Origin of the sequence: Pedobacter sp. Bi126 (assembly GCF_918698245.1) — a bacterium.
Taxonomy (GTDB): Bacteria; Bacteroidota; Bacteroidia; order Sphingobacteriales; family Sphingobacteriaceae; genus Pedobacter.
This window is the reverse complement of the sequence record NZ_CAKKMS010000005.1, coordinates 237,497-262,624: the sequence shown is the minus strand read 5'-3', so window position 1 is coordinate 262,624 and position 25,128 is coordinate 237,497. Positions and strand designations below refer to the sequence as shown.

The 25,128-nt window shown below is 41.7% G+C and carries 14 protein-coding genes and 1 pseudogene; 3 read left to right on the top strand and 12 right to left on the bottom strand.

Annotated elements, in window-relative coordinates; genetic code table 11:
- Window positions 1-2 precede the first annotated feature (2 nt).
- The 5 genes from LQ201_RS19695 to LQ201_RS19675 all read right to left on the bottom strand — a co-directional run bounded on the left by LQ201_RS19695 (window position 3) and on the right by LQ201_RS19675 (window position 12,651).
- The gene (locus LQ201_RS19695; protein ID WP_230145003.1) at window positions 3-2,474 is read right to left on the bottom strand and encodes a glycoside hydrolase N-terminal domain-containing protein; all 2,472 of its coding nucleotides are present in this window, start codon (window positions 2,472-2,474) and stop codon (window positions 3-5) included.
- Window positions 2,475-2,774: 300 nt separating this feature from the next.
- A complete protein-coding gene (locus LQ201_RS19690; protein WP_230146675.1) occupies window positions 2,775-5,162 on the bottom strand; it encodes a glycoside hydrolase family 127 protein in 2,388 nt (795 codons plus the stop codon).
- A gap of 46 nt (window positions 5,163-5,208) precedes the next feature.
- A complete protein-coding gene (locus LQ201_RS19685) occupies window positions 5,209-7,152 on the bottom strand; it encodes an alpha/beta hydrolase-fold protein (RefSeq protein WP_230145001.1) in 1,944 nt (647 codons plus the stop codon).
- A 33-nt stretch (window positions 7,153-7,185) separates the two neighbouring features.
- The gene (locus tag LQ201_RS19680) at window positions 7,186-8,157 is read right to left on the bottom strand and encodes a glycoside hydrolase family 43 protein (protein ID WP_230145000.1); all 972 of its coding nucleotides are present in this window, start codon (window positions 8,155-8,157) and stop codon (window positions 7,186-7,188) included.
- 324 nt (window positions 8,158-8,481) lie between these two features.
- Window positions 8,482-12,651 (bottom strand): hybrid sensor histidine kinase/response regulator transcription factor, encoded by a 4,170-nt coding sequence (locus tag LQ201_RS19675; protein WP_230144999.1) that lies wholly within the window; start codon window positions 12,649-12,651, stop codon window positions 8,482-8,484.
- Window positions 12,652-13,167: 516 nt separating this feature from the next.
- On the opposite strand from LQ201_RS19675, the gene LQ201_RS19670 reads away from it, so the two are divergent.
- Both LQ201_RS19670 and LQ201_RS19665 read left to right on the top strand, forming a co-directional pair.
- A complete protein-coding gene (locus LQ201_RS19670; RefSeq protein WP_230144998.1) occupies window positions 13,168-15,792 on the top strand; it encodes a glycoside hydrolase family 3 C-terminal domain-containing protein in 2,625 nt (874 codons plus the stop codon).
- Window positions 15,793-17,838 carry an alpha-glucuronidase gene (locus LQ201_RS19665; protein WP_230144997.1) on the top strand — a complete coding sequence of 682 codons (2,046 nt, stop codon included), beginning with the start codon at window positions 15,793-15,795 and terminating at the stop codon, window positions 17,836-17,838.
- Window positions 17,839-18,006: 168 nt separating this feature from the next.
- Here LQ201_RS19665 and LQ201_RS19660 read toward each other — a convergent pair whose 3' ends face one another.
- The 6 genes from LQ201_RS19660 to LQ201_RS19635 all read right to left on the bottom strand — a co-directional run bounded on the left by LQ201_RS19660 (window position 18,007) and on the right by LQ201_RS19635 (window position 22,748).
- The gene (locus LQ201_RS19660) at window positions 18,007-18,420 is read right to left on the bottom strand and encodes an ester cyclase (RefSeq protein WP_230144996.1); all 414 of its coding nucleotides are present in this window, start codon (window positions 18,418-18,420) and stop codon (window positions 18,007-18,009) included.
- Between the two features lie 120 nt (window positions 18,421-18,540).
- Window positions 18,541-19,056: a Crp/Fnr family transcriptional regulator gene (locus LQ201_RS19655; RefSeq protein ID WP_371823062.1), complete on the bottom strand. Its 516-nt coding sequence runs from the start codon at window positions 19,054-19,056 to the stop codon at window positions 18,541-18,543.
- 674 nt (window positions 19,057-19,730) lie between these two features.
- Window positions 19,731-20,732, bottom strand: coding sequence for an aldo/keto reductase (locus LQ201_RS19650; RefSeq protein ID WP_230144994.1), 1,002 nt, complete (start codon window positions 20,730-20,732; stop codon window positions 19,731-19,733).
- Window positions 20,733-20,813: 81 nt separating this feature from the next.
- Window positions 20,814-21,719, bottom strand: a complete 906-nt coding sequence (locus LQ201_RS19645) for an AraC family transcriptional regulator (RefSeq protein ID WP_230144993.1) — start codon at window positions 21,717-21,719, stop codon at window positions 20,814-20,816.
- Window positions 21,720-21,890: 171 nt separating this feature from the next.
- Window positions 21,891-22,283: a nuclear transport factor 2 family protein gene (locus tag LQ201_RS19640; RefSeq protein ID WP_230144992.1), complete on the bottom strand. Its 393-nt coding sequence runs from the start codon at window positions 22,281-22,283 to the stop codon at window positions 21,891-21,893.
- A 66-nt stretch (window positions 22,284-22,349) separates the two neighbouring features.
- Complete coding sequence (locus LQ201_RS19635) at window positions 22,350-22,748, bottom strand: nuclear transport factor 2 family protein (protein ID WP_230144991.1); 399 nt, start codon at window positions 22,746-22,748, stop codon at window positions 22,350-22,352.
- A 146-nt stretch (window positions 22,749-22,894) separates the two neighbouring features.
- On the opposite strand from LQ201_RS19635, the gene LQ201_RS19630 reads away from it, so the two are divergent.
- A complete protein-coding gene (locus LQ201_RS19630; RefSeq protein ID WP_230144990.1) occupies window positions 22,895-23,932 on the top strand; it encodes an AraC family transcriptional regulator in 1,038 nt (345 codons plus the stop codon).
- 130 nt (window positions 23,933-24,062) lie between these two features.
- Here LQ201_RS19630 and LQ201_RS19625 read toward each other — a convergent pair.
- A pseudogene (locus LQ201_RS19625) lies at window positions 24,063-24,653 on the bottom strand (DUF6266 family protein); the annotation flags it as partial.
- Window positions 24,654-25,128: the final 475 nt, after the last annotated feature.

Genomic DNA, 25,128 nt, shown 5'->3' with positions numbered 1-25,128 from the left:
AATTATTTGAGCAGCAGCGTATATAATCTGCCTGGTGTGGTTGATATATCGTAAACAAAAGTCTTTTTCAATGAATTAGCGGTCAAATGAGCTTCGGGCACTATAATAGGTTCCTGAGTTTCGGTAATGGAATAGAACATATTTGGATTAGTACCGACTGCATTTTTCAACTCAATAATGTCGCTTTTCATTTCATTGGGGACCCTTAACCGTAAATTTCCGCCAAGCGTTGATTTAATTACCGCTTTGATTACTTGCCCATTAGACCATTCGAGGCTGATTACCTCAAAACCTCCCCTGGCCCTTAAGCCTTTAATGAAACCTTTTTCCTTCCATACATCTGGCAAAGCGGGCAATAAATGTAATGCCTCATCGGCACTTTGCATCAGCATCTCGGTAATACCGGAGGTACAGCCAAAATTACCATCTATCTGAAAAGGTGGATGGGCATCAAAAAGATTATTGTATGTTCCACCACCGCCGGGATTAACGCCTAGTGGTGTGAGTTGGTTTTGAATCAGGCGATAAGCATGATTTCCATCCTGCATCCTTGCCCACCAATTTATTTTCCAGCCCATACTCCACCCGGTAGATACATCGCCTCTTTGAAGCAGGGTATTTTTTGCAGCGGCGTAAAGTAAGGGTGTACGGTAGGCAGAAATCTGGTTGGAGGGGAACAAACCATAAAGGTGCGAAACATGACGGTGTTTATCGTTTGGACTGTCTATATCATCCAGCCATTCCTGTAACTGGCCATGTTTGCCAATGTGCATAGGCGATAATTTATTGCGCATCTGCAATAAACTATCGGCAAAAACAGCATCAACTCCCAGTATTTTGGCAGCACGGATAGCGGTAGAAAACACATCGAAAACAATTTGATTATCCATGGTGGTGCCTGCATCAATAGAAGAGCCACCATGTGCCGCAGGTGCATTTTCAGGAGAAGTACCTGGATTAACCACCAAATACTTCAGTGTTGGGTGCGGCACCAGAAAATCTTTGTAAAAAGTTGCTGCATCTTTTAAAACAGGATAGATGCTTTTAAGGTATTTGCGGTCTCCTCCATAAAGGTAATGTTCCCAAAGATGCTGACTGGCCCAGCCACCGCCACCGTTCCAGATTCCCCAGAATGCACCATCCACTGGGCCGGTGCTTCTCCAGATATCGCTGTTGTGATGCGCCATCCAGCCCCTTGCGCCATACATGTTTTTAGCAGCGGCCTTGCCCGTTTCTGCCATTTCACCTACCATTTTAAGAAAGGGCTGGTGCAGCTCGGGCAAATTGGTCGGCTCTGCAGGCCAATAATTCATTTGAGCGTTAATATTAATGGTGTATTTACTGTCCCAGGGTGGGTAAAGCTTATCATTCCAGATGCCTTGCAAATTGGCAGGCTGACCATCGGGCTGAGAAGAACTGATTAACAGATAACGGCCAAACTGGTAATATAGATTAACAAACTGAAGATCTGTTGTATTCCTGAAATTCATGAGCCTTTTGTCTGTCGGTAAGTCCGTACCACCGCTCTCCCCTAAATCAAGCTGAACACGATTGAAGTATTTGTGATAGTTGGTGAGGTGGGTAGCCAGGATTTTATCATAAGATTTCGCCGAGGCCCGGTTCAGGTAAGCCAATGCCCGTTTAGCGGCATTGCCGCTGATGTCATTATAATGGTTAAAATTGGTAGCAATGGAGATGAAAATGGTTACCGCATTGGCATGCTCAACAACAATACTCGAATCGGTAGCTTTTAATGTGCCGCCTTCATTGCTGAATCTGCTGATTACGTTGTATTTTACAAGTCCTTTGACACCTTCATGATCGCTGGTCAAACCTTCCATTACCAGATCTTTAACAGCTGAGGTACTGATTGAAACCTTTTTATGCGGGGTGGTGTAATTTGCGGTAAAAGAAATGCTGCCGGCTTTATTGGCGGTAAGTTTCATGACCACTACGCGGTTGCCGTGCGCGGCAAAAGCAGTTCGGGTATAGGCTACATCGCCAATGTTATAGTTTGTTTTACTTATGGCATTTTCGATATCCAATTCTCTATAGTAGTTTTGATACTTTTCATGACCAGGAAAAACGAGTTGAAGATTACCTGCCGGTTGAAAGATCTGTCCGGATGATTTTTTCCCAAACATGATTTTATTGGCCAGATTTTCAGCTTCCTTGTGCTTCCCCTGAAAAATCAGTGCGCGGATTTCAGGTAAGTGGCTCAAAGTTTCGGGAACATCATTTTGATAGGGGCTACCACTCCACAGGCTATGTTCATTGAGTTTTATCACTTCTTTTGCCACGTTACCATAAATCATTGCCCCTAAAAAGCCATTACCAACAGGAAGTGCATTTTCCCAAACAGCACCTGCAGGTTCTTCGTACCAAAGCTTTAATTTTGATTTTACAGGCACTTGTGCAAATGCTAAAGTGCCTGTAAAAAGCAATAAAATTATCTTACTGAATCTTAGTACCATGTTATGGATGTTCATTGAAAAAGGGATCTAATTGTTAAATTTCTTAATCGTTATTTTGAAACTGTTGGTAGTACAACAATGCTATTAAATTAAGCGCTTTTTACCACAGATGCGCACAAATAACACGGATTTTCATATCTGCGTGCATCCCTTCTATCTGCGGTGAAATTATTTTCACTTGTGTCGATGGCTTAACTTAATGACATTAAGCATTACCATGCTTGATCTCGTTCATCTGGAATGGTTTTTCTTGATCCACAGGGCCATTCGACGTTCAGAACCATGTTTTTCATCCCTTAGTTATTTCTTTACCAACCTCACATAAAATACCCTTGCCGTTGATTTTCCATCTGAAGGTGAAAATTTAACAGAGATCCGTTTTTTGCCCTTTAGCATTTCTGCAGGGATTGGGTATTCCTGGTTGTAGAAGCCTGTTTTTTGTGGTCCCTGCCCCGCATCTACACCAACCAGTTTTTGATCATCAAGATAAATATCAAATTTATCACGGCCGCCACTTGTATGGTAACGAACATTTAGGGCCAGCTGATCTGCACCCTCGTTATTCATTTCGTAGCTAAAGAAACCATTTCCCGTTGCATTGCGCCAAAATTGATCCAGGTAAGATCCGGTGTGGGAATTATTGTTTTTCATCTGGTGATCTACCTCTGGCTGCTGTTCTCCTGGTGCAACAAAATCAACTGTACGGCTTTCCAGTGCAAGTTTTTCATTTTCTACACGGGTAGCAGAATCGAGGTAAGCGGCATACTGGCCAGGTGTGAGCGCCATCCAATACATCATGTAACGTGAATCGTGAATGCGGTAAAAAGGCTCCAAAGTAATTTTTTCAGGGTTTTCTATCCGCTCATTCACAAAAGAGAACTTCATCGACTGACCTTTTATTGGCTCGATTTTCTTGCCGATATCGTCAATGTGCTCATCAATAAGAATAGGTGCCTTATTAATGGGCAGTTTTTTGCCACTGGCGATATGCCCCCAACGGCTATTGCCTGCTACCAGTCCGTTAAGTGCTTCCGTTCCAGTTTTAGCACCCAGCAAAATCGGTCCGTGCATAATCGCCACATATTCAGGCAAATTGGGCATCCGTTCGATGGTGGTTTTCATGGGCAGGCTCAGCTCTACCACGTCTCCTTTTTTCCAGTTACGGCCAATTCCCAGATAAGCGTTCGGTAGCAACTTATAGTCGGCTTTTTTACCATTGATTTTCACTTCCATCATTTCCTTGCCGATCCATGATGGCTTTCTGATCATCAACATAAACCGGGCGTTACCATCTGCAACAATCAGCCTGGTTTTTTCCTCATCCGGAAAAGTAGTTTCCTGCTTTATTGTAATGTTTTTCTCTTTCCAATTGAGCTCAGAGGCAATAAACAGGTTAAGGTATAAAGTATCTTTTTGATGGGTGTAAATAAATTCGTTGTACTTGCTGTGGTTCTCCATACCACTGCCCACGCAACACCACATACCTTCATTCGGGGCCGAATATACGCGGTAATGCCGTGGCCGTGCAGGCGTAAAATAAACATAGCCACCATGTTCGGGATGCTGGGACGAAAGAATGTGGTTATACAGCGCTTTTTCGTAAAAGTCTACATATTTTGCATCGGGCTTTTCCCTGAAAAGTCCTTCGGTCAGTTTCAGCATATTGTAGGTGTTGCAGGTTTCTGGCCCTTCCACATCATCTACAAAATCAGCACTGGCAACAGCACTTGGAAAAAATTCCCTGCGACTGTTTCCGCCAAAGGCCAAAGATCTTTGGCCTGTTACTGTTTCCCAAAAAAACTGACCGGCCTGATCGTAATTCCGTTGATGGCTCAGCTCTCCGATCCGCTGGAAACCAACTGCTTTGGGCACCTGTGTATTGGCGTGTTTATTATCAAGGTTATCCTGCCCCTTAGCCATAGGCGTAAGCAATTGCTGATGAGAAAACCGCATCGCTGCGTTCAGGTATTTTTCATTGCCGGTAATCTGATAGGCATCAGCCAATACTTCATTCATCCCACCGTGTTCTGTGTCTAACATTTGCTGCATCTGTTGCTCATTAAGCTTCGAGGTAATGGCTATCGCCCAATCGCAGAATTTTAAAAATACCTCCTTCGCATCTTTACTTTCCCCATAAATCCAGGCGTCGCGCAAACCCGCAAAAGTTTTATGAACATTATACCAGGGCACCCAGGCAGATTGATAAGCTTTAAAGTTTCCTTCTTTAAGTTTCATCCAGATCTCCTTACTATTGGGAACACCCCCTGCATATCCTATTCCCCATTCTGGGTGTGAAGTGGTATTTTTATCCTGGCAGGCTTTCAATGTTGTTACGATTTTTTCCATCCTGCTTTTGCATTCTGGATTACCTGTTGAGGCATAATTAAGTGCAAGTGCACTCAGGTAATGTCCGGCGATATGCCCATCCAACCCTTCCCAGTTATCATAGCCTTTTTTATCTGTAGGAAGCGCTGCCTGCTTAAGGTAAGGATAAAGCAACCGATCTATATCATAAGCCAATAACGTTTTTATGTTAAGGTCTCTGGCGTGATCAAATGGTCCATTAAGCAGTTTCACCTGTTTTAAAGGAAAAGAATTGGCATAAAATCCCGCTTGCGCCCCAACATTTCCACAGAAGCCAATATTAAATAGGACAGAAATGCCTAGGCAAAGGAAATGCTTTTGCAAAAGATCGTATTTTGGGAATGTCAACATATAATTTACTCAGAAAGGTTTATTTAAATAAGGTAGAGGAAAATTGATAAAGGTTATTCCGCCAAACAGGCCAGGTATGCCCTCCCGGATATTCGTGGTAACTAAAATTGATATTCAACTCTTTAAACTTATCCATCATAATCTGGCAGTTATTATAGGCAATATCTTCTTTCCCGCCCATGGCAATCCACAATTGTTTTAGGTTGGCATTGATTTTTTCACGGTTGTTTTTCATCCCTGCATACTGAAGGTCGGCAATTGTGTTTTGACGTGGCACAACCCATCCTGAACTGAATACACCAAGGTATGCGAATTTATTGGTGTTGTTAATCCCGGTATAAAGCGTGTGCATCCCGCCCATCGATAAACCGGCCAATGCCCTGTTTTGCGCATCGGTTTTGGTGCGGTAAGTGTTTTCAACCAATGGAATAATCACTTCTTTCAATTCTGATTCGAAGGTTTTTAAGCTGGCCTCGCCAAAGGCGGCTCCACCTACATTTGCACTGGGCATTACAACAATCATCGGTTTGGCTTTCTGAGCAGCAATAAGATTGTCGAGAATCAGATCTGTTTTACCCTGGTTCGCCCAGCCGGTTTCATCTTCTCCCCCTCCATGGAGAATATAAAGTACCGGGTATTTTTCGTTTACCTGTGCATCATAAAATGGGGGTGTGTAAACATAAAGCTGCCTCCATGACCTGGTTACTTTTGAATAATATTTTTTGATCCGGAGCTCGCCATGCGGAACATCCTTCAACGCATAATAGTCGCCTTTTGAAAAAGGGATTTCAATTCCACTGGCCATGCGCCCCATGCCGAAATAAGACTTACTAGCCGGATCTGCTACAGGAAGGCCATCAATGATGAGCGAATAATAATGAAATCCTTCACCCAAAGAATCGGTTGTAACAGTCCATCTGCCCTTTTCGTTTTTGACCATATCATACTTTCGGCCAAGATCTACCTGAACACTGTGCGCGTTGGGCGCTGAAAGATTGAAAACAACTTTATGGTCATCGGTGATCTGTGGATAGCCGCCAGCGCCAATATTAGTTGAGGCCGGTGCTCCTGCTACCGGATATTTTGAAAAAGTGGTGGTATCAACTGGTTTAAATAGCAATTGCGAAAACATATATAACCCATTCTTCCAAACTTTAAAATCGTGAAAACCAGGCTCGATAAAATAGATATGTGGCACCTTGTTTTTAGTCAGATAATCGTGCGTGCGCTTACTATTGATAATGAGGTTATCACTAGCCCCACAGGAGATAAATAACAATTTGAGCATGGTTGATGCCTTTTTTGGATCAGGCACAAGCACTTCTGGCATTTTGGTATTTGGTGCTGAAGAAAAGCCAGCTATCCAGGCAAACTTATTCAGATTTCCCAGTCCAAAATTCAAAGCCTGTCCTCCCCCCATTGATAAGCCTGCAATCGCCCGGTGTTCGCGGTCTTTATACACGCTAAACTTCCTTTCCACAAAAGGAATAAGATCATTAATTAAATCCTTTTCAAAAGTAGCAAAGGCCTGCACCTTATCCTTGTCCATAATGTTACCGATGGCGCGGTCATCTTTCATGGCTCTACCGTTCGGCATAATTACCACCATAGGTGCCAACTTACCGGCGGCATAAAGATTATCCAGAATCACCTGGGGATTCCCCCCATTAAGCCATTCTTTTTCATCGCCTCCGATACCATGCAAAAGATATAAAACCGGATATTTTAATTGTTTACTGTAACCTGGCGGCGTATATACCAATGCTTTACGCTTATTGCCAACAGTTTTTGATGAATAGACCAAAGTATCGATTTTTCCATGCGGAATTGCAGGCTGAATGACATCAAAGCCTTCAGGGCCACTGGAAACGATCTGCTGAGCAAAACCATCAAGGGTATAAACACTTAAACTGATAAAAAGCACTGTTATTTTTACGAAGAGGGATTTATTTGTTTTTTTCATATCTGGTTAGGTTAAGGCTATGTTATTGGCTGTTTATCTGTTTTTTACCGGGCTAACACCAGTAGTGGTTTCTACAATTTTCTGTATGGTGCCATCCTCATTATAGTGCATATCATCAACACAGATAGACCTTCTATAACTACCACCCGTAGGCAAGGAGCCATTGTGGTAAAAAAAGTAAGATCTGCCCTTAAAATCGATAACACCAGGGTGAGTAGTAAAACTGTTGGGAACATTTCCCTGGATAATACCTTTGTATACCCAAGGCCCCTGTGGCCCCTTGGCCATACAGTATTCGATCATTTCGGGTTTGGTTCCCGCGCCCGCATAGATTAAATAATAGTTGTCTTTTCTTTTGTAAACCCAAGGGCCTTCAATGTAGTTTTTGATGTCGAGTACCTGGATTTCTCCGTCCATCTCGATCATATTTTTTTTTAGCTTGACACTTTTACAACTTCCGTTGCCCCAAAACAGATAAGCCTGCCCATCATCATCGATAAAAACAGTGGGATCAATGTCATCCCAGCCATGCTTTTTATCGGTAGTCATCTCATTGGTTACCAAAGCCTTGCCAATTGCATCTTTAAATGGCCCAACAGGGCTATCAGAAACCGCCACGCCGATCGCCATCCCTCCTTTACTCTCCTTATTTTTTTGGTGGCCTGTTGATACATACCAATAAAACTTGCCATCCCTGTAAATACACTGGGCGGCGTACGCATCTCCGCCAGCCCATGAAAAGGCCTTTGGCGAAAGCAGCATGCCGTGATCTTCCCAGTCGACCATGTTTTTCGACGAGAACACATGCCAGTCGGGCATTTTATAATTGGTATCTTTCACTGTTGCGGTATCATGCCCAACATACAGATAAACTTTATTTTTATATACCAGTGGTGCCGGATCAGCAGTAAACATGTGTTTGATAATTGGGTTTTGCGCCTGCGATTTAAAATGCACCGCAAAAACCAGCGTTGATAACAATAGGAAGAGGGCTTTAAATTTCATTATTATTTTTATTTGGTCAGTAATCAGTTTTGTTTGACGATGATGTTTTCACCTTGATGGTACACTATCTGGCTTTTATTTACCATTCCTCATATATTTGGTTTAGCGAAGCTACCGCATCTGTTGTTTTTTTGTAGGAAGATTTGATTATTATTATACAAAATATGTTCATCGGTTGTATTTTTATCCTATTTTTAAGATAAAAGGGCTAAATTTTAACAGTCTGTAAGGAACGGTGATGCCAAAGTATTCTCCAGGTTATATAAATTAGGATTGATCAGGTTACTGCCCAGCATACGCACATATTTGGGGTTAAATGTATGTTCAACTTTCTTTTACCAAACGGTCTTCTACTTTTCTTTTAACACTAATGTATTCGGAAGGCTGCATATTAAATTTTGCTTTAAATGACTTGGCAAAATAATTAGGCGTAGCAAATCCAACCATGTAAGCAATTTGCGAAACATTCAAATCACTTTTTTCCAATAAAACAGCCGCCTTATCAAGTTTAACCGACCGGATATATTCAATTGGCGAAAGCCCTGTTAATTCGAGTATTTTATGATACAGTGAACCTCTGCTCATACCTACATGTTTGCTTAGGTCTTCTACCGATAGTTTAGGGTTGTTTAAATTATCATCAATATAAACTGCCACTTTCTTGAACAGACGGTCGCTGTGTGATTCGATTGTTACCGCTGCTGCCTCCACCTTGATCTGTTTACTATAAGTGTCTTTGAGTCTTTTGTTGAGGGAAAGCAGGTTTTTAATCTTTGCATTTAAGATCTCGAAGTTGAACGGCTTGGTGAGATAATCGTTTGCACCAGTTTCCAGGCCTTTTATCTGTTCCTCTTCCCCGGTTAAAGCGGTTAGCAATATGATTGGAATGTGGTTGGTCCGTTTGTCTGATTTAACTTTTTTACACAGTTCTATCCCGCTCATATAAGGCATGTTGATATCGCTTACAATGATCTGAGGATGGTTCGACAGCGTTTTTTGCCACCCTTCTTGTCCGTTGCTGGCCTCGTGTATCCTGTAGAAAGGCTGCAGTCCATCTTTAAGATAGGCACGAAAATCCTCATTGTCCTCCACTAATAGAATAGAAGGGATATCTGTATCCCGATCCGGGCGGGATGTGACGGTGTTCAACTCCGGTGCACCTTTATCTCCAGCATCCGAAAAATCGATCATCAATTCGGCTGCAGACCAAACATTTGAGAACGGGATTTCGATGGTAAAAACACTTCCCTGACCAACTATACTCCGTACAGCGATTTTTCCGCCATGTAGTTTCACAAATTCCTGTGCAATTGAAAGGCCTATGCCACTTCCCTGATTCAAGATGGGCGCTATTCCATCTGCCTGGAAAAAGCGTTGAAAGATTCTTTCCTGATCCGTTTCTGAAATGCCTATGCCCGAATCGACAACTGTAATAATCAGCGTAGCTGCATGTGCTGCGCCGGGCAGTGTAACCTGCTCCAGTTCAACTGAAATCCTTCCACCAACCGGGGTAAATTTGAATGCATTGGATAAAAGATTAAACAGCACCCTTTCGATCTTATCATGATCAAAAGGCGCATTAAAATAGCTCAATTGACTTTTGAACACCAACTGTATCTGCTTGCGTTCGCTCAGATCGTTGAATGATTCAAGAACCTCTTTAATGAAAGAAACGATATCTGTTTCAACAGCATTTAAGGTCAGTTCGCGGTCCTCGATTTTTCTGAAATCCAGGATCTGGTTAACCAGGTTTAACAACCGCCTTGTATTGCGCTTGATCATCAATAAGGGATTGGCAACGTGCTGATCAGTCTGTTCGGCAATCAGCTTATCTACAGGCCCCATGATGAGTGAAAGCGGGGTCCTGAACTCATGACTGAGATTTGTCAGAAACTTGATTTTGAGTTTATCCAAGGCCCTTAACTGTTCGGCTTCTTTATTGTGCTGCGCTAAACGCTGCTCTGCCTTCATTTTTTCCTGAACAAGGGCAAACTTTCTTTTGAGTTTCTGGATCCCCAGATGCCGTATATAGAAAAGCGTACCAACAATGCTGAGGATATAAAAAATATAGGCATATGTGGTTTTCCAGAGCGGAGGGCTAACATCAATTGCGATGGAAGTTTCTGAGGCATTCCAGATGCCATTACTGTTGTTTGCTTTAACATGAAAGACATATTCTCCTGGATCAAGATTGGTATAGGACACAGATTTTGTCGAGCCGGCCTTTATCCAATCCTTGTCAAACCCTTCTAATTTATAGAAATACTGATTATCCTCAGGGACGGTGTAATTGATGCTGACATAGCTGAGCGTGAAACTCTGTTTAAAGTCCAGGTGAATATTTTTGGCAATAGATATATGCTCCTGGATCGGACTGGCCTTGCCGGGCAGCACCGATAAGTTTGAAACCTTGAGATCCGTAAAGATCACCGAGGGAACACTTCTGTTTTTTTTAAAGAACTTCGGGTTAAAATAATTGAAACCAGCGGCCCCTCCAAAATAGATCTCCCCTCCGGCAGTTCGCATCCCCGCACCACGGATAAAATTGTTGTTCTGAACACCATTATAAACCGTGTAGTTTGTAAATACTTTTGTCCTGGGATCAAAACTGCTGATGCCTTTATTGGTACTTACCCAGATCAGCCCCTTTAAGTCTTCAACTATAGCATATACTGTAGCGTTGTTTAATCCATTTTTTTCAGAGAAGTTGACAAACCTGTTCTTTTTACGATCATAGCGGCTCAGCCCCCCACTGAAAGTTCCGACCCATAAATTGCCTGACCGGTCTTTTAATATCGACAGCGTGAGATCATTCGGCAGGTTATTGTTTTTTTTGTTCAGAACCGAAAATTTATGGGTAAACTGATCAAGTATAGATATTCCCGACCCGTAAGTGCCGATCCACATATGATTTTGATCATCTTCTTCTATGAACCTGATGAAATTATTCCCTGGAAAATCCACCTCATTGGCCGCCTGGGGGTTCTTGCAGTATTTTAAAACCACTTTAGCATTCGGGGTCATCAGGTTCACTCCTCCTCCATTGGTTCCTACCCAGATTTTACCTGTCCTGTCTTCTTTTAAACAAAAAACGTCGTTCGAATTCAGCCCATCGGCTTTGGTGGAGCGTTTAATCTGCAATAGCTTATCCGTTAATAGATCCATAGATACCAAGCCATTTGAATAGGTTCCCATGAGCAGTTTTTTTTCTTTGGTGATGGCCATGGCTATTATGGAAATATTGTTCATTGCACTTCCATCAGGCAATCTGGCATTGAACCTTTTTATCAGCTCGGTACGCGGATTGAAAAGATTTAGCCCACCACCATCTGTGCCCACAAATATTTCATCTCTGTACTGCGCGAAAGAAGTGATTACAGATGCACTCAAACCATTGGGATCGAAAACATTGCTTTGCTTTAGATTAAAAAGATTCAGATTGGAATCATATTTACTTATTCCGCCATGAAACGGGCCTAGCCAGTAGATCCCGTCATTAATATAAATACTGCTGATCGATTTGCCCGTGAGCGAGTAGGAATCTCTGTAGTTTGGTCTGTAGGATGTAATAGCGGCACTCTTGAGATCAATAATTTTCAGTCCATCATCAGTACCTGCCCATAATTGATTGTTTTTATCTATTGCCAGACTGATCACCCGGCTACTGGCAAGTGCATTGAGGTCGTTGGCGCTGTAGATAAAAGCACTGAATCCACTCTGGTCAGGCAATTTCCTGCATATTCCCCGCGCGGTACCAAACCAGATATTTCCTGATTTATCCTCACAGATCGTGTTGATCTCGTTACTGATCGGAGTGGACGCATCAGAGGGGCTGTGGCGGTAAACCTTGAAAGCCTTTTCTTTCCTGTCATAAAGATACACCCCATTATTTGATCCGATCCACAATCTGTTCTTACTATCTTCTAACAGACAGTTAAAAGATAATTGAGCTGAAGATTTTCTGTTTGGGCTTTGCCTGATGTGATTAGTGATCTTATTTGTTTTTGGATCCAGCTCATCAAGCCCATTATAAGTTGCTACCCAAACATGGCCTAAATGGTCTGCAGTCACAGCATGAATGAGATCGCTGCTAAGCCCGCCCTCTACATTGGCAGGATAGGTGATGAAGGAATTGTTTTTACGGTCAAATAAACTCAAAGACCCAAGAGAGCTCCCAACCCATAGGTTACCCGAACTGTCCTCATGTAAAGCCCTGATATCATTGGACCGCAGGCTTGTCGGATCATTTTCATTAAACTTATAAACGGTGAAGTTGCTGCCGTCGTATTTATTCAGTCCGTCCTCTGTGCCAAACCACATAAAACCAAAGTGGTCTTTTATTATCGCATTAACTGTGTTGGATGATAGGCCATCTTTTATCTGCAGTGATGTGAAATTTATTTTTTGCTGTTGCGCGTAGTCTTTTACTGGGAAAATCAGAAGTGAGAGCGCAAAGCACAGGAATATTTTATTAAAAGCAGATTTAAAAATCATGGGTTTATTTTTTGATCTGAGTAGTAATACTGATATTGGGCCTGGACAGGCCCGTTTACACTGCCGTCTAGAAAACTAAAATCCCACGTAACCAAACTGGCTGGCCCGCTGCAGCACATGGAAAATATTTTAACCGGGTGAAGATATGACAACAGGGAAATTTTGATCACCCTGCAAGTAAAGCTATGGCCCATATTATCTATTTGTTTATCAGTTAGGTAGGTAGCACCCAGAACTGAACATATCTGGTATTTAATCAGCGCACATGGTTTTCGCCCATGGTTTCCGAATTCAAGCTAAAATAACCTGATTATCTGATGAGCGTTAAGTCAATTGTGAAAATTACAGCAATAAATGTTCAATATTCCACAATGTTCGTCCTAATTTATCAGATGAAATAAAAATTTAAAGGGGCCAAACAACCAGATCGAAACATTTGTCATAGGTTTTTATCCAAATGTACACCTCCCGAAGTCAAACTATTTGGAACTTGCAAAAGTTAAGAAAACCAAATATATGAGACGATTATTCTTTTTAACCATATTTACCACGTTAGTTCTTCTACACATTACCAGTCCAATTCAGGCACAGGAATATCCATTTGAAGATTACAAATTACCTTTTGATAAAAGGGTTGATGATTTGGTGTCCAGATTAACACTTGAGGAAAAAGTTTTTCAGATGCTTAATTCAGCACCTGCCATTCCAAGATTAAAAATTCCGGCTTACGATTGGTGGAATGAAACACTGCACGGGGTTGCCAGAACGCCGTTTAAGGTTACCGTATATCCGCAGGCCATTGCAATGGCAGCCATGTTCGATCCTGCAGCACTGGCTAAAATGGCAGACTATTCTGCTTTAGAAGGGCGGGCAATTTACAACAAGGCGGTTGCGCTTGGCCGTACGAATGAACGCTATCTGGGATTGACTTATTGGACACCCAATATCAATATCTTTAGAGACCCGAGATGGGGACGCGGTCAGGAAACCTATGGAGAGGATCCTTATTTAACTGCTACACTTGGAGATGCATTTGTGAGGGGTTTGCAAGGCGATGACCCAAAGTACCTGAAAGCGGCTGCTTGTGCGAAGCATTATGCTGTACATAGCGGACCAGAGCCGCTACGCCACGTATTCAATGCAGATGTTAGTGCCTTCGATCTTTGGGACACTTATTTGCCAGCTTTTGAAAAACTGGTTACGAAATCGGAAGTTGCCGGAGTGATGTGTGCTTATAACGCATTTCAAGGCCAACCATGTTGTGGCAGCGATCTTTTAATGACCGACATTTTAAGAAAAAAATGGGGGTTTAAGGGCTATGTTACTTCAGATTGCTGGGCCATTGATGATTTCTTTAAAAATCACAAAACCCACAAAGACGCAGCAAGTGCTTCGGCTGATGCCGTTTTTCATGGAACCGATCTAGACTGTGGAACTGATGCTTATAAAGCTTTACTTACTGCGGTTAAAAACGGGATTATAACAGAAAAAGATATTGACGTATCGGTAAAAAGACTGTTCATGATCCGGTTCAGGCTTGGTATGTTCGATCCGCCTTCGATGGTGAAATACGCCAATGCACCAATAACAGTTTTAGAAAACAGTGCCCACAAAGCACATGCACTTAAAATGGCAAGGGCATCGATGGTTTTGTTAAAAAACGAATCCAACACACTCCCGTTGAAAAAGAATCTTAAGAAACTTGTGGTGCTTGGTCCGAATGCCAATAATGACATTTCGGTGCTTGGAAATTACAATGGTATCCCCTCAACCATTACAACGGTTCTTCAGGGCATAAAAGATAAATTGGGAAATCAAACAGAGGTGATATATGAGCAGGCCATTTCGTTTGCGAGCGATACGATTCTACATTATCGAAATTTAGAGAACCAATTAACTGCAGAAGGCCACAAGGGTTTCAAGGCCGAATATTACAAGGGTATAGAACTGCAGGGAGCACCCTTTTTAACGCGGTTCGAAGAATCAATAAACCACAACTGGCAAGAGGGCGAGCAAATTGGGGAAGGTTTGGCGGCAAACCATTTTTCGGCCCGGTTTAGCACAGTATTTAAAGCTTTAAAGTCAGAAGAAATTACCTTTGAAGTAGATGGGGATGATGGCTACCGTTTAAAGGTGAATGGGCAAAAAGTTTTAGATGCCTGGTCTAAAAACAGGTGGGGCGCTAAAACGTATAAAATTCCTGTTTCGAAAGATTCTACGTACAAAATTGAAATGGAATACTGGCAAGGTGAGGGTGGAGCAAAGGTCCGCTTTGCGGGAGGTACCTTTGGGCGCACAGATTTTACCGAGTTGGTTGCACGCCATCGCGATGCAGATGCATTTATATTCGTGGGCGGCATTTCTCCGCAACTTGAAGGCGAAGAAATGAAAGTAAATGTACCTGGTTTTAATGGTGGCGACAGAACCTCTATTATGCTTCCCCAAGCGCAAACCTCACTGATGAAAGCTTTAAAATCGAGCGGCAAGCCAGTTGTTTTTGTGATGATGACAGGGAGCGCCATCGCCATTCCATGGGAAGCCGAAAACATACCTGCTATTGTTAATGCCTGGTACGGCGGCCAATCGGCAGGAACTGCAGTAGCTGATTTGTTGTTCGGTGATTACAGCCCTTCAGGAAGACTTCCGGTAACCTTTTATAAGAGCGATGAGGATCTAAAAGATTTTAATGATTATAATATGGAAAATCGGACCTACAGGTATTTCAAAGGCAAACCTCTTTTCGGATTTGGATATGGATTAAGCTATTCTACATTCAATTATCACAACTTTATCTTACCTTCAAAGCTTAAATCAGGCAAAGGAACAAGTTTGTCTGTAAAGATTACTAATACCGGTAAAATGCAGAGCGACGAGGTTGCCCAGTTGTATGTGATGCATAACAATTTAAAAATCAAATCAGCAAAAAAAGCCCTTAAGGGATATCAAAGAGTTAGCCTGGCACCTGGTGAAAGCAAACTTGTTCATTTTAAATTATCACCTGATGAACTTAGTTATATTGATGATAAGGGAACAAAAAGACCACTAAAAGGCGAGATCACATTATCGATTGGTGGAAGCCAGCCCGATGAGAAACTGAAAACAAGCGGTAATATTGTAACCCGAAAACTAATAATCAACTAGATGAAAAAGATTAGCCTGCTATTGATTATCATTACAGCTACCAGCCATTTTCTGAAGGCTGAAGATGGACACCAACTTTGGCTCCGCCATACCGCTACAAAGCAGGTAAAGGTGGTATCGCCAAGAAAGTCGCCGGTATTAACCATTGCTGTACAAGAAATTAAGAACGGTTGGCTGGGAAAAGATGGCGCAGAACTAAAATTTGATTTTGTTAAAGATGGCTCGATTACAAATGACGGATTTCGTTTGGAAGGTGATAAAATTGTCGCTAAAACGGATCTGGGGATCCTCTATGGAAGCTACGAGCTCCTTAGAAGGCAGTATTTAGGAAAGTCTGATCAAAATTATTCATCCAATCCCTCCTATTCAAGAAGAATCCTTAACCATTGGGATAATCTGGATGGTTCTGTAGAACGCGGGTATGCTGGAGGTTCAATATTTTGGAGACAGGGCGATTCTTCGCTTCAACTTAGTGAGGCAGATATCGCGTTGTACAAAGAATACGCAAGAGCCAATGCCTCCATAGGCATAAATGGCACAGTACTCAATAATGTAAACGCTTCGGCAAAAATCCTCACCACGGCCTATCTTCAAAAGGTTCAGGCTATTGCCACAGTATTGCGCCCGTATGGCTTAAAGGTTTATTTATCGGTCAACTTTTCCTCACCCGTTACAGTTGGGAAACTTAAAACCGCCGATCCTCTTGTTCCTGCCGTTAGGCAATGGTGGGCAGCTAAGGCCAAAGAAATTTATTCACTGATTCCTGATTTTGGAGGATTCCTTGTAAAAGCCAATAGCGAAGGGCAACCTGGCCCTCAAAATTTCGAAAGGACACACGTTGATGGCGCCAATATGATGGCTGATGCGCTCTCCCCTTTTGGAGGGATTGTCATGTGGCGTGCCTTTGTATATCAACCAAGCAATGAAGACCGTACGAAACAAGCCTATAATGAGTTTTTAAAATTTGATGGTAAATTCAAGAAAAATGTAATTATCCAGATCAAAAACGGACCACTTGATTTTCAGCCCCGAGAGCCATTCAGTCCCTTATTCGGCGCCATGATTAAAACCCCTGTAATGCCAGAGTTTCAGATCACGCAGGAGTATCTGGGATGGTCGAATCACCTGGTTTTCTTGTCTACCCTTTGGGAAGAATGTTTACAACGCGATACCTACCGAAACGGTAAGGGCAGCACTGTAGCGGCCTGTACAGATGGGACATTGGATAAACGCACCTTCAGTGCAATTGCAGGGGTATCCAATATTGGCCTGGAGCGGAATTGGACCGGGCATATTTTTGCACAGGCCAATTGGTATGCTTTCGGCAGACTTGCCTGGGATAACAAGCTTAAGAGTGAAGACATTGCGGATGAATGGATTAGGCAAACTTTTTTAAGTCCTACGGAAAAGAAAATGGAGGAAAATCTGGTAAAGCCGATAAAAGAGATGATGATGCAGAGCAGAGAAGCAGCTGTGGATTACATGATGCCTTTAGGATTACACCACATTTTTGCCGAAGGCCATCATTACGGGCCCGCCCCATGGTTCGCGAATAAAGCCATCAGGGCCGACTGGACCTCAGTATATTACCACAATGCAGACCTTTTAGGAGTAGGCTTTAACAGAAGCAGCACAGGCAGCAATGCCGTTGAGCAGTACCATGAACCGCTCCGATCTACATTTAACAGCCTGGAAAGTTGCCCGGAAGAATACTTATTGTGGTTTCACCATGTGCCATGGACTTATAAACTTAAAAATGGAAACGACCTTTGGACATCGCTTTGTTATCGTTACGATTCGGGTTTGCAACGTGTTCGTGCGTTCCAGCGCATCTGGGACAGTACCAAAGGCTTGGTTGATGATGATCGGTTCAAATCCGTGCAATCCAAACTCAAGATCCAAAGCCGTGATGCACAGGTTTGGAAGGATGCCTGTTTGTTATATTTTCAGCAGTTTAGCAAACGAGAAATTCCCTATGATTTGGAACGCCCAATATATGAACTGGATACTTTGAAAAAGCTGACCAAAAGTAAGGACTATGAATAGTCTGTTTTCCGCATCTAGCACAAGTCTTAGCGCTCCGGCACAAGCAACGGCTTGACTTGTGCTTTTCGTTAAATTAATACATTAATCCTTTAAGACACAAGTCAGCCAGCCCTCTAACCCAAACACTAAGACTTGCGCCAGTGAGGGTTTGTTTCCGACCTAGAAGAATCACATTGCGGGTACAGCTCCGATTTGAGTCAGTAAAGCAAGCAGATCAGGTTGTCCTACTTCTTCTATGATCTGGTTGTCAGACAAACGGTAAAAATTTATTGCTGCAACTGCAATAGGTTTTTCAGTTGCGGGTACGCCAAAGAAAGTTCCTTTATGAGTTCCTTTCATGGTAAACCTAACCGCTACCCTATCATTCTCAGTGATCATCTCTTCAATATTCCACTGAATATCCGGAAAGCCGCTGCGCATCATTCCAATAATCGTTAAATAACCTTTAGGCCCTTGTAGCGGGTCAGCTTGAAAAGGCACATGGAACTTTGCTGCCGGACTTATTAATTGTTGTGCTAAATTTTCGTCAGCAGTATTAATGAACTGTAAAAATTGATCAAAAAATTCTTTTGTTGCTCCCATTTTCTATTTTTTTATAGCTTGTAATATCGACTTATTTATAATGCAAAGGTGAACCACAATTGTCTTTCTAGCCAATAAACAAGCTTAAGAAATAGTCTTAATGTAGCTTAAGGGTAGATGTTATTTTAATGATATATTTTTTCTGATCTTGCTGAGAAATTCAGGTGTGATGCCCAGATAGGAAGCGATCTGCGTATTGGGTAATCTTGAAGCCAGCGCTGCATATTGTGCCAGGAAATCCAGATAGCGTTGCGATGCATTTGAACTGAAATTTTGTAACAAGCGGTTTTGAAGTTCAATGAACTTTTCCTCCACGATCACACGAAAGTTTCTGTCAAACTTTGGCGAATTTACATAAAGATAAAGCAAGTCCTGATGCTCAATCTGTAGAATAGTGGAAGGTTCAATTGCTTCTATAAAAAGCTTGCTTGGTTTTCCCGAATAAAAACTTCCAAGGTCGGCAACCCAATCATTCTCTGCTGCAAACCCCAGATTATGCTCCGTCCCTTTTTCATCGATGCCATACATTTTAAAGCAGCCTTTCTCCACAAACGTATAATGTTTGCAAACAAAGCCTTCCTGCAAGATCATTTGCCTCCGTTTTATTTTTCTGTGTGTCGTTCTTTCGGCAAGCAAGTTTATTTCCCCGGAATTTAAAGGAAGGTATTTTTTAAAATATTCGATTAATGGCAGTATCGTCAACTTTTTTAATATTAGTTAAGATGAATATTTAAATGAATCATCGTTTTACAAATATGATAAAAGTGTAAGTAATTAGATTACTGTTTAAAAGAAAAGTATACCTATAAAAAAGGTAACTCTCAAAGCTGGTGCGAGCTTGTAGCCCGTATCCAAATTAACTTAAATTATATCCCAAGCTGGTGCGAGCTTGTAGCTCGTATCCAAATTAAGTTAAATTATATCAATCTCTAACACACGCCTTTTCCCAAGCTGATGCGAGCTTGTGGCTCGTATCCAAATTAACTTAAATTATATCAATTTCTACCCCCCTTTCTCCAGAAAAATCTATTGCACTACTATACTTCCAATGGTAGTCTTCTGTTACAAAGCCTGCCTCAACCGGATTATTATGTCTCAAAAATTAGGAAAGTTTAGGATTGCGATTTTCTAAATTTCAGAACTATGTTTTTTTTATATTGGTACGAGTTAAAAACTCGCACCAGCATAATTTATCTAATTGCAATATGTTCGGACTAGCAGGGGATTGGGACTTTCTAAATTTTAGAACTATGGCTTTTTATATTGGTACGAGTTAAAAACTCGCACCAGCACAAGTTATAGAAGCTCCGTTAATGGTTAACCATCTTCATTGCGCCTTCACTATAACGCTCGCCAGTTATAGGGTATCGTTTGATCAGTTCATCAACCGCTGTAAGATCATCACCTGTCAGCTCAACTTCAATCGCACCTACATTGTCTTCCAGGTATTTTCTTTTTTTCGTGCCTGGAATCGGGATAATATCCTCGCCCTGCGCCAGCACCCATGCCAGGGCAAGCTGTGCAGGTGTGCAGCCCTTGGTACCTGCCAGTGCCGCAAATTCAGCTATGAGCCTATTGTTACCGGTAATATTTTCCTGCTGGTAACGTGGCAGGGTTCTTCTAAAATCATCGTCAGCCAAGGTGTTTACGTCAAGTGCATTGGTAACCAGTCCCCGCGCCAACGGAGAATAAGGCACAAGTGAAATACCAAGCTCACGGGTAGTCTGCAATATCCCATTTTCCACATCCCTTGTAAGCAAAGAGTACTCACTTTGCAGCGCAGCAATCGGATGCTCGGCATGTGCTTTGCGTAAAGAAGCGACAGAAGCCTCACTCAGTCCAAGATAGCGTACCTTTCCTTCTCTTACCAGATCGGCCATAGCGCCAACAGTTTCTTCAATCGGAATGTTCGGGTCAACCCGATGGGCATAATAGAGGTCTATGGTATCGATTTTCAATCGTTTCAGGCTCTGTTCAACAGCAACTCTCATCCAGGCCGGAGAACCATCAAAATAAGTTCCCGTTGCGCTGCTGGGGCCCGCAATTCCATCTTTAAAACGGAATCCAAATTTAGTTGCAATAAATACCTTATTCCGGTTAGGCACTAGTACCTTAGAAATGAGTTCTTCATTCGCTCCGTTTGCATACATGTCGGCCGTATCCCAAAAATTGATCCCAAGATCAAGTGCTTTTTCAAGCGTCGCTAAACTTTCTTTGTCGTCTGTAGGGCCATACGCAAAACTCATGCCCATGCAGCCTAAGCCAAGTGCAGACAGTTTTTCGCTGGTTGTTCCTAAATTTCTATATTTCATTTTGATCAGATTTTGTTCCTTCAAATGTAGATAAGAAAGCAAAACCGCGACTTATAAGCATCAAACAGATCGTTATAATATTCAAACAGTTTCTCTCAGTTTAGTCGGTGCTGAGCCGGTGTGTTTTTTAAAGAATAGTGTAAAATATGAAGGGTATTCAAAGCCCAGGCTGTAGGCCACATCACCGATATTCCAGTCGGTATGCTGCAATAGTGCCTTAGCCTCTTTAACGATCCGGGCAGCGATATGAGCGCTTGTGGTCTTACCGGTTACCTCTTTTACAGAACGGTTGAGGTGATTGATGTGTACGGATAAAGCATCGGCATAATCGGCAGGGTTTTTCAGTTTGAGTATAAGCGCAGGAGAATCAATTGGAAACTGTCTTTCCAGCAGTTCAAGAAATAAGGCAGAAACCCTTGAAGAGGCATTGGCATAGGTATGAAAATTTGTGGCCGGATTATTTTTCATCGCCTCATGAATCAACAGGTGCAAATAGCTACGCAATACATCGTACTTGTGCGGATAAGTAGAGTGCATTTCTGCCTGCATCTTTTGGAATATAGCCGAAAATTCGCGCAATTGAACTTCATCCGGAAAGAACACCGGATTACAGCCGACCTTAAACAAAGGCGAATCGCGCAGGTTATTTACCCGTTCACTATGCTGAATAAAATCTTCGGTAAAAAGACAATACCAGCCCGACTGCTGATCTGACTCTGCTTCCCAGGAATAAGGCACAATAGGGTTTGAAAATAGTAGTGCAGGTCGGTCAATCTGTATCCACTTATCTGCATAGTAGATCTTTCCCTTACCAATGATAAGTGAAACCTTATAAAAATCGCGGCGACTGTATGGACTTACCACGGCGCAGTTCTCTCTTGTGAATACGTTGATGTGGCCGATGCCAGCATTATCAAGTGGAACATCGATGGGCGCATGGTCTGGCAGCCTGTTGTAAAAATCGATAACGGTCTCTGCTTGTTTCATACTGTAAATTTATAAAAATCAAATAATATACTTGCATAAACCAAATTGATTGATCCCGACCACCAATTCCAGAAACCCCTGAAACAAACTGCTTATCAGCATTAATTAACAATCTGTTTTGATGAAGAGCGATCCATAGACTGTATTTTCACAACCCATCATCCAAAGCCCTTACCAAACCCAAAGTATCTTCCAATAGTCTGTATTTAATGATCCCTCAACAATGGTTATTTCGGTGAAAAACAGCGATTTATAAACTTTGTTTGTTTTCACCATCCGAGTTTCAAAATTCCCCGAACTAATTACTACATTTCCAACGACTGCTATATGATCAATCATTGCAGAAACGGCTTCTGTATTTTGCCATAACAGTTCAAAAAATTCCCTTACCTGATCACAGGTATTGCGAGTTCCTAACCAGGGCGCGATTGTTTCGTCTCCAGGAATATACCAATCAAGCTCTTCTGGGAACATTGCTATTATCTTTTCGATATTACGTTCACCTAATGCAGAATAATAGCTCAAGACTACATCGATGGGGCTGTAAGATTCAGTTGCTTTCATCTATTTTTAGTATTACAAGATCACAGGCCGGACAGTGCGAAATAGTCTGTCCGGCATTTATTTTGCTTAGTTTGTCCAGAAGCCATCCTCCTGCACCTGGTCAGCAGAAAAAATCTCTACATTACAGATTTTACCATGCTCAACCGTGTAAATATCTATATTGTAAACGTCGAGTTTTTCTCCAGAGGGTTTCTCTGCCATCCAATGCAACAGGCATGCAACGCGGTTACCGTTTAAGCTAATTGATTGGTAGTCATATAACTGTAGTGTGTTACCGGAAATCTCGAACATCTTACCTACCATTTCGAATACCTCCTGCTGTGAACGCTTTAGGCCTGAGATCTCGTTGCTGCCAGGCTGCGACCAATTTACCTCGGGAGACAACAGTTGGCCAATTTTTTCAAGATCGACCGCTTTAACTGAGGCCAAAAATTCTATCACTGTTTGTTTTGATTGATTTTCCATAATATTTTCTATTTAGTATCTGAACCAAAGGTCGCAGGTTCAACTGAAGTTAAGATTACCATTAAACGACATTAAGCTATCTTTTTCCGTCAAATTATTTTTATTCCTTTCTATATTGATATTTTAGCTTCAAGTATTTAGCTACTATGGAAGACCAGATTAAAAATTTCATATCAAAACTGATTGGTTATGCAGTTCAAAGAGACATATCGGCAGAAAAATTGCTCCGCGCCTCAAACATTACCATAGACGAACTGACAGCATCAAAAAATCCGCTTACAGCTAAACAGATCGATGATGTCTGGTTTAATGCTGTATCTGTGACCAGAGACAACTTGTTCGGTCTTCATTTTGGGGAATCCTTACAGCTACAGGCATTGGGAATTGTAGGAGAAATAATAAAAACGAGCAGTACAGTGGGTGAAGCGGTAACTAATGCTGCCCCGTTGGCTCAAATCATCTCGGCATCGGTAGAACTTAGAATTTTCAGAGATGACCATCATTTTTCGATAACATTTGTACCGGCCAACCGGGATTGGGCTCAAGATATAACTGAAATACAAACTGTTGACCTTTTAATGGTTCTGGTTATACACGAACTTGACGGGTTATTGTTTAAAAAGCTCTATCCAAGTTCGGTGAGCTTCGCCAGATCGCTGGATAACCTAGAGGAATATGAGCGTGTACTTCGTTGTAGGCCTGAAATAAATGCAAAAACCACTCAAATTTCATTTGATATTGCCTACTGGAATGAAAGAATTATAAGATCAAAACACGAGCATCAGCAAGTTCTGCTTTTGGAAGAAGGCCTCTGGCAAAATACGCATGTATCTGACCAGGCATTAAAAAAGCGTATTTACAATTACATATGGTCAAACTCTTATCTAAAAATGGTTACCCTGAAAGATATTGCATGTAACTTTAACCTCAGTCCGCGCACACTCCAGCGTAAATTAAAAAATGAGGAGATCAATTTTCAGCAGCTAGCTGATGAAGCCCGTAAAAACCTTGCTTTAATGTATTTGAAAGATGATGCTCTTCAGATAAAAGAAATATCTACCATGCTTGGCTACAATGAAGTAAGCGCATTTATACGTGCATTTAAACGATGGACGGGAGCGGCTCCTACTGATTATCAAAAAAATTGTACCTCTCCTAGTAGAAAAATTCACACTATTTTTTAACGGCTATTATCGTTGTTATACTATTGTACAATTGAGACGGCTGCAAGTAAACCTATGGCGATAATCGGCCTGGCAAACTATAAAAAGCATAATTTAGGAGTCGCCGATGGAATGGCTGGTTACTGGTATCCTAAATGATAATATTCCCTGTGTAGCTACTCATTGCAATAGACTGCCTGTCATCCGAAATAAATGAAATCCAGGTATGCAGTTCATTATCTTTTTCAAATGCGGGGATTTCAATTGTCTCCATGCCATCAAGTCTTCTTGCGCCACTGAGTTTAAAATAAGTCCGCTGTGCTTTAACATTATAAGCAATTACCATCACCTGATCTGTTTCCCTAATCGAGTTATTAGCTGTATTATTTTTCCAGCTGAAATGAAGGCCCACATCGTCTTTAACTACGTTGGACTTTTCTGCACCCAATAAACCTCCAAAGGTTAGACATACCTTTGCACAATCAATTTCGCCTTTTGCGTCCAATGCGTTGAGCATATTGTACGACTTGGCTGCATTATGCGTAGTCATCATCCTCAATTTAGATTCGAGATTGTACCCTACCCTAATGAATGTAATTAAGGGCTTAAGGAAATGCTGCATCCTGGTAAAACCAAACCTGCAACGCTTTTGTTGGGCTGTTCCTTTCTTGTTTTTTGCACTGGATTTAGGTGAAGCTTTCATCACCCATTGTCCATTTAGCTGATAGCCTATTACGCTCCCAACTTTCCCGGTGAAACACCGTTGATTCCTTGTTTAAATATTGCCATAATTTTAAAAATTATGGGATGATTAACACTAAGATAAAAAAGAATTGTAATCAATATACTATTTCAGCAAATTTAACAGGGGTTTAAAACATAGTTAGTTCGGGTATAATTGTCACAACTCTGTTTTAAGTCCGAACCAACTCCGAACCAATGCCATCCTAATCCTTAGTTTTTCCGAACTGAATATATATGCTAAAATAATCTTGCAAATCTAATTTCCTCTTCTCAAACTTACTTTGCGTTTATTTCTTTTTCCCATTTTTATTCCGGATATCACTCAGTCTTACTTCTAAAGCACCACCTTTGCAAGCATGTTCTGTTGAAATCGAAAATTGTTCAGCAATACTCCATTAATTCAACGGATTGAATATATATTCTGAGTACAGAACACACCTCAGCCTCATTTCCCCCCAATAGCGCAACTCGTT